The organism is Caballeronia sp. M23-90, from assembly GCF_053574605.1.
The window spans coordinates 1-6,558 of record NZ_JBSIPA010000377.1 but is presented as its reverse complement, the minus strand read 5'-3'; the positions used below and the strand labels follow the sequence as shown (position 1 = coordinate 6,558).

Annotated in this window: 7 protein-coding genes and 1 pseudogene; 2 read left to right on the top strand and 6 right to left on the bottom strand. The window is 60.6% G+C overall.

The features are described 5' to 3' along the window. Positions 1 to 603 (top strand): annotated as a pseudogene (locus ACRXB1_RS27350) (3-oxoacyl-ACP reductase); the annotation flags it as partial. 175 nt (positions 604 to 778) lie between these two features. Here ACRXB1_RS27350 and ACRXB1_RS27345 read toward each other — a convergent pair. Further along, on the bottom strand, positions 779 to 1,237 hold the full coding sequence (locus tag ACRXB1_RS27345) for a hypothetical protein (RefSeq protein ID WP_375508789.1): 459 nt from the start codon (positions 1,235 to 1,237) through the stop codon (positions 779 to 781). A gap of 250 nt (positions 1,238 to 1,487) precedes the next feature. Next, positions 1,488 to 2,381 carry a LysR family transcriptional regulator gene (locus ACRXB1_RS27340; protein WP_449493805.1) on the bottom strand — a complete coding sequence of 298 codons (894 nt, stop codon included), beginning with the start codon at positions 2,379 to 2,381 and terminating at the stop codon, positions 1,488 to 1,490. A 127-nt stretch (positions 2,382 to 2,508) separates the two neighbouring features. Here ACRXB1_RS27340 and ACRXB1_RS27335 point away from each other — a divergent pair, with 127 nt between their 5' ends. After that, positions 2,509 to 3,504, top strand: a complete 996-nt coding sequence (locus ACRXB1_RS27335) for a zinc-binding dehydrogenase (protein WP_449493804.1) — start codon at positions 2,509 to 2,511, stop codon at positions 3,502 to 3,504. Positions 3,505 to 3,541: 37 nt separating this feature from the next. Here the strand turns inward: ACRXB1_RS27335 and dapA are convergent, their stop codons facing one another. From dapA to ACRXB1_RS27315, 4 genes are all read right to left on the bottom strand, one after another. Next, positions 3,542 to 4,414, bottom strand: coding sequence for a 4-hydroxy-tetrahydrodipicolinate synthase (dapA, locus tag ACRXB1_RS27330; RefSeq protein ID WP_449493803.1), 873 nt, complete (start codon positions 4,412 to 4,414; stop codon positions 3,542 to 3,544). 175 nt (positions 4,415 to 4,589) lie between these two features. Continuing rightward, positions 4,590 to 5,558, bottom strand: a complete 969-nt coding sequence (locus ACRXB1_RS27325) for an ABC transporter substrate-binding protein (RefSeq protein WP_449493807.1) — start codon at positions 5,556 to 5,558, stop codon at positions 4,590 to 4,592. A 32-nt stretch (positions 5,559 to 5,590) separates the two neighbouring features. Continuing rightward, positions 5,591 to 6,394 carry a siderophore-iron reductase FhuF gene (gene fhuF, locus ACRXB1_RS27320; RefSeq protein ID WP_449493802.1) on the bottom strand — a complete coding sequence of 268 codons (804 nt, stop codon included), beginning with the start codon at positions 6,392 to 6,394 and terminating at the stop codon, positions 5,591 to 5,593. Next, a partial coding sequence (locus ACRXB1_RS27315) for an iron chelate uptake ABC transporter family permease subunit (protein WP_449493806.1) occupies positions 6,391 to 6,558 on the bottom strand: 168 nt, incomplete at its 5' end. The genes ACRXB1_RS27315 and fhuF, both read right to left, overlap by 4 nt.

Below are 6,558 nucleotides of genomic sequence, written 5' to 3'. Positions count from 1 at the left end.
TGTGGCGATTCAGGCCGATATCACCGACAAGGCGTCGGTCGCGCGTCTCTTCGACGAGGCTCACGCGAAAACTGGCCGCCCGGTGCATGCCGTGGTGAACAACGCGCTCGCGAATTTCAGCTTCGATGGCGACGCGCGTCCAAAGATCGGCGACATTGAATGGGCGCGCTTCCAGCAGCAGATCGATGGCGCGCTCAAGGGCGCGCTGAACACGATTCAGGCCGCGTTGCCTGCGATGCGCGCCGCCGGCTTTGGCCGTATCGTCAATGTCGGGACCAATCTGTTCCAGAATCCTGTTGTGCCGTATCACGATTACACGGCGGCAAAAGCGGCGTTGCTCGCGCTGACGAGAACCGCATCGAACGATCTCGGACCAGACGGCATCACGGTGAACATGGTGTCTGGCGGCCTGCTGCGCACGACCGACGCCAGCAGCGCGACGCCCGAAGCCGTGTTTGACATGGTCGCGGGATTCACGCCGCTGCGCCGGGTCACGACGCCTGCCGAGTTCGCCGACGCAGTGCTGTTCTTCCTCTCTCGCCATGGGCCCGCGCGGTGACGGGGCAGAACCTGGTGGTCGATGGAGGGTTGGTCAAGGGATGAGGATGGAAAGTTCTCCGCTTGGGCGAGGAGCCAGGCGCAGAGGCGTCCGCCCCGGAGAGCTTGACTGACCGCAATGGTTTGACCTCGGCCCGGCGCGCCCAGATAAGGCGCCCCCCTCGCCGGTTTGAGGTCGATCCGAGCCGGATAGTCAACCGTCGTTCGTGCCGTAGCTATATCAACGAATGATGAGTATCGTCTGAACGCCGTCGTCGTTGACGTCAAATCGAACATACGCTGCGTCGTCAAGAACGTATATCAAGGCTTGTGTCCCGGGCATTACAAGCGGCGGCTTCTTCACTGGTTTGCCAAGGGTCGAAGTTATTTTACTCAGGCTATCCCCGATCTTGATGCCGAGTACGCTTCCCGTGTAAGGAGCATCAAGCCGTATCGTCTCAACATGGCCTGCCGGATTGAAGAATACCCAGATGCCACGCGTTCGGAGGTGTAGATCCGTCTTGCCCTTGTTCGGATCGGCGACAAAACTGGGCAATGCCGGATTGCGGACTTCCGGTTCGACCTGCATTTGCGTATTCAATGCGGTTTGGACCGAAGGGATGTCGTCGCCGAGCTTGAATCCAAGATTCGGCAAGGGACTCATTTGAGCGTTTGCGGTGCCATTGAGGACAATCACCAAGCCTAGCGCGAGCCATACTGCGTACCTGTTTCTCACTTCGATTTTTCCCGTAGGTTGTGCGTTTTCGAATCTTGCGTTATCGATCTTTTGCTACATGGCGTGCAGGGGAAGCGACCACTCGCCGGATCGAGGCTGCCTATCCGGACCGGATGCTCCAAAAATGCCGCTGCACGTTGTTTATCGACAGTGTGGCGATCTTCTTTAGTCCCCGACACGCCAACCCGCAAGCTGAACTCGTCTCAGTGATGTATCAAACCCCGGAACTCCCAAAGGCCTCCACAAGATACTCGATGAACACCCGCACCCTCATCGGTACCCTCCGGCCAGTCGGATAAACAAGATGGATCGGCACGCGCTCGGGCTGCAACGCCGGCAACAGGACCTGGACCTGCCCGTTACGGATCTCTTCCGCGAGCAGCCAGTATGGAGCCTGAGCAATGCCAAGGCCGCTCAGCACAGCCGCACGGATGTGCTCGGCATCACCGGTCAGCAGCGAGCCGTGCGGAACGTAAGAAACAGACTCCCGCCCGACCTTGAGCGCCCAGGGGTATCGCTCACGGCCCTTCGCAAAGACGATGCAAGCGTGCTGATCGAGATCCGCGAGCCGCGTCGGCAAGCCCCTCGCGGCCAGATACGCGGGGCTCGCCACCAGCACGAAGTCGGTCTCGGACAGCTTTCTGGCAGTGAGGGAAGAGTCTACGAGTCGCCCATGGCGAACCGCCAAGTCGACACCGTCGCCAATCATGTCGACATGCCGCTCCGATACCGACAGTTCGACCGTGACGTCGGGGTACTGGCGAAAGAAATCAGGGAGTAGCGGTGTAATGCATAACCGTCCGTGAGCCGGTGCGGTATTGACCCTGACCAGGCCTCGCGGCGATTGTTGGCGATCGCCCACCGACGACTCCAGCGCGTCGAAGTCGTCCACGAGTTGCCTCGCTGACTCATAGAACGTCTGTCCCGCTTCGGTGATCACGACCCGCCGCGATGTCCGCAAGACAAGCTGTGCGCCAAGGTGCCGCTCCAGCGCGCCGATCTGTTTGCTGACTGCAGGCTGCCCGATCCCTTCTTCACGCCCGACGGCGGAAAAACTCCCACATTCGACCAGACGTACAAACAGGCGGATCGCGTTCACTCTATCCATACGGCCATCCGCATCAATTCCAGAATGGAATCGATGGTATGCCCTGATGCAGCGTTTCGGCAATGGATGAAGTTGCTTATGTTATGGGCTGTGCAAGCAACAACCCCAGGACAAAAGGAGCTGAGCGATGAAAGCGATATGTGTGACACCCGAACGCGAGCTTGAAGTTCGCGACATTCCGACCCCGACCGCGCCGGCACCGGGCCATTTGCTGATCGACATGGAAGCATCGGCGATCAACCATGGCGACAAGACTTTCCTGCGAATCCCCACGGCCGCCGGCAAAGCGCTCGCGCTGGGCCAGCACGACGTCTGGGGTGCGTCGGGAGCGGGACAGGTGTTGGCGGCGGGAGCCGGCGTTCCTGCAGAATATGTGGGCAAGCAGGTGGCGATCTACCGGTCGCTCGGAAGAAGTCCCGAAAGCGTCGGACTTTGGTCCGAGCGGGCGCACGTGCCCTACTCTGCGTGCCTGATCCTGCCCGAGCATGTTCGCGCCCGGGACTATTGCGGTTCGCTCGTGAACGTGATGACGGCCTACGCCTTTCTCGAAGAGATCGCCGAAGCGGGTCACAAGGGCGTCATCGTCACGGCCGGGAATTCGGGCACCGGTCATGCTCTTGCTGCCCTGGCCCGTATTCGAAAGTTGCCCGCTATCTTCCTGGTGCGTACCGGGGAAGCGCGCGAGACGCTGTACCGTTTCGGCGCGGAGCATGTCATTGTCACCACCGAAGGTTTCACCGATACGCTCCGCACGTTGTCCGCCGAACTGGGAACGACGACGGTATTCGACGGCGTCGGCGGAGACTTGCTGTCGAAGATCGCACCGGTCCTGCCAGTGAATTCGACGGTCTACATCTACGGCTTTTTAGGCGGCGCCGTTCCAGTTTCGATTCAGTCCGTGCTTTTCATGATGAACAACCTGACCTTGCGACGGTTCAGCAATTTCGAAAGCCGCACGGTGAAGGATCATGACAAGCTGGTCTCTGCCCTCAAAGCGCTCGAGGGTGTGATTGACGACCCGATGTTCACGACCCAAATTGGCAAGGAGTTCCCACTCGATCAGATCGAAATGGCCATGGCCTACGAATCCAGTAGTGGCGCCAAGGCCGTCTTGCTGACTTAGGCGGACTCGAAACGGTTCTTTTCTCGATCCAAAAAATTCAAGCCACGATGGCAAGCTGCCGGAAACACGCGTCGAGCGCGATCCGCAATTGCTCCTTGAGCGTCGCCGACGCTTCCATGACCGGCAAGCGCGTTTCGCTGCCAATCACGCCGTCGAGGGCAAGCGCCGCCTTCACGCCGGACGGATTCGGCGCGCTGAACAAGAGCTTGATGACAGGCTTGAGGGCTTCGAAGAACGCGGCGGCATCGTCCGTTCTAGCCGATAAAACCCGTTCGTGGATCTCGGCCAGGACATCGGCGAAAAGATGGGCGGTCGTCAGGATGCCGCCCGCTCCGCCGGCAATCAGGCAATCGAGGTAGGCGTCGTCGTTGCCGCAGAGAACGCTGATCGGCAGTTGGCAAAGCTTCTCGAAAGTCGCCGGCACACAGGCCTTGATCGCGACAATATTGGCATGCTCGGCAAGGCGCTCGACCGTGTTCGTATCAATGGCAACACCCGTGCGATGCGGCACGTCGTAGAGGATGACGGGGCGTTCCGTGGCGCGTGCGACTTCGTCGAAGTGCCAGCGAATGCCGTCTTGATCAGGGCAGACATACGCCGGCGCGGACACCAGATAGCCACCAATATCCCAGCGGTCGAGTTCGCGGATTTCCTGCACCATGTCGCGTGTGTTCATGCCGCCAATACCGACCACCACCGTCAGCCGCGTACCGATCACTTCGAACAATGAACGCAAGACCTTGAGCCGTTCGTATTGGTCGAGCAGCGCCGCTTCGCCGGTCGTTCCCAGTGCGACAAAACCGCTGATTTCCTGGCTCAGATATCGCTCGGCGAGACGCTGGAGTGCGTCGGTATCGACTTGTCCGTCCTTGAACGGCGTGACAATAGGCAACCATATTCCTGACACCATGCTCAACTCCGCATGGCCGGTCGGGCCAGGGCATTTTCAATTTTCGATAAAACCTGTTCGGACGTCATGACCATCCCCTCGCGTTCATTTGATTGGATCAAACGAAGCGTATCGGATCGCGTGTAAACGTCGCGTCAAAAAACCGGGAGCGCGCATATAGAACGCGCCTGCGTAATCAGCGCGGCGGCAGCGGCAGTGCCAGCAACTTGTTGGTGATTTCGTTCGATAGACGCAAGGCCGACATCGGGCCGCCGAAGCCCCAGATGTTCGGCTCAACCAGCGCGATGCGCCCTGCCCGCTTCGACGGAACGAAGCGCCAGACGGGGGACGTGAGCTGTGTTTCGATGGGAACGTTCTCGCTCGACGCGGTCACGAACAACACCGCGAGGTCGGGCTTCTTGAGCAAATCAGCCGACGTCACGTAGATGGTGCCTTCACGCGTCGGCTTTGATGGCCACAGCGACAAACCCAGCGCCCGCGCCACCCCCGCCGCCGTGCTGTTTCCTGTATAGGCCCAATACCGATCCGGCAAGCCGAGTTCCTGCAACAACGCCACCTGCTCGCCGCTGCGGCCTGCGAAAGCGAGGCGTTGTGCATCGTGGGCGAGGCCCGCATCGAGTTTCGCTTCTACTGCTTGCGTCTTGTCCTCGCGTCCGGTGAGACAGCCTATCGTGCGAAAGATCGTGCGGGTCCAGTCCAGTTGCGTTTTCTGCACGCCACCTTGCTCCATGTCCGGACTGAACTGGAAGAGCACCGTGGGCGCGATCCGGTCGAGCGCCGCGAAGATCGGCGCATGTCGATACCCCACGCCAATGATCAGGTCGGGACGCACCGATGCAATCGCTTCAAGGCTCGGTTCCTGCCGCGTGCCGACTTCCGGTACGCCGTTGAAACGCGCGCTGTCGTAGCCGATCCAGCCGGCGTAGTAAGCGTTATCGACGAGACCGACAGGCGTGATGTCGAGCGCGGCCAGATCTTCCGCGAACATGAATTCGAGGACGACGACGCGCTTGGGTTTCAAAGGCATCGTCTTGCTGAATTGCGATATGGTCGCGTTATCCGCAAGCGGTCCGCAGACAGGCGCGTTCGGCTCCGACGCGAACGCCACCGACGTCACCGACGCCACCGACGCCACCGACGTCATCACCAGGCATGCAAACGCACAGAAAAGCTTCTTCACGCGATTGCCTCTTGTAGCGCGAGTTGTTCGTCCGACATTGTCAGCAGTAAGGGACAGCTCGTGCAAAGTTGCGTTTCTCCGGGGATCTCGTAACGCACGCAACACACGCGGCGTGCGCGAAACGGGTGGGACAGCAGCGCCGAGCGCGGCTTCATCTGGCGGATGGGGGCGCGCAGCGGATTGGGTGCGCCATCCGCGCCGAGGGAAGGTCCGAATAGCCATGCAGCATCGCCACGATCGTCTTCCTCGCCCGGCAGCAGCGCGCATTGCTCCAGCAAGTAGTCGAGCAGATTGCCTGCGTTGCTCCACAACACGCGTGGCGCGATGCGCGTCATGCCGGCGAGCATCCCGATCACTGCATCGAGATGCTCGAGCAGGCCGGCGTAGTTGAGCGCGGTATCGTGGGTATGCGGTCTGAGCGCGTCGGCTGCGAAATGCAGCGCGACCGGCATGCCTTCGCGCAGGACAAGCTGCGTTCTCAATGGCGACATGTCCAGAGGACGTCGCAGCAGCCGCGCCGCCAGAATTCCCGCGGGGGCGGCAAGCCCGAAATAGTACTTGCTCCATTGCGATAACAACGCACGCGCGTGAAGCTCGGCGTCGCCGCCATAGTGATGGACCATTGCATCGAGCAACGCGTTCCGATGCGCGCCCAGCGACGACAAAGGGATGCTGATGTCGTTCGTTTCCAAAGCATGATTGGGCGCACCGAGCCACACGTTCTGCAGATACGGCGCGATCGTTGCCGGCGCGAACGATGCAAGACATTGCGAAGCATTCGATGCGGCGTCCGGACTCATCGTCCGCTCCGCTTTTCGTGCCGTGCCTGCAGCACCAGAAGCGCAAGCAGATAAGGCGCGCCGATCAACGCCGTCAGCACGCCCGCCGGAATCTCACGCGGCGCGAGCAGCGTGCGTGCGGCGATATCGGCGCGCCTTATCTGCTTGCGCTTCTGGTGCTGCAA

Coding starts and splice junctions, on each gene's coding strand:
- ACRXB1_RS27340 (WP_449493805.1), bottom strand. CDS start 2,381: ATGGATAGAGTGAACGCGATCCGCCTGTTTGTACGTCTGGTCGAATGT.
- ACRXB1_RS27335 (WP_449493804.1), top strand. CDS start 2,509: ATGAAAGCGATATGTGTGACACCCGAACGCGAGCTTGAAGTTCGCGAC.
- dapA (WP_449493803.1), bottom strand. CDS start 4,414: ATGGTGTCAGGAATATGGTTGCCTATTGTCACGCCGTTCAAGGACGGA.
- ACRXB1_RS27325 (WP_449493807.1), bottom strand. CDS start 5,558: ATGACGTCGGTGGCGTCGGTGGCGTCGGTGACGTCGGTGGCGTTCGCG.
- fhuF (WP_449493802.1), bottom strand. CDS start 6,394: ATGAGTCCGGACGCCGCATCGAATGCTTCGCAATGTCTTGCATCGTTC.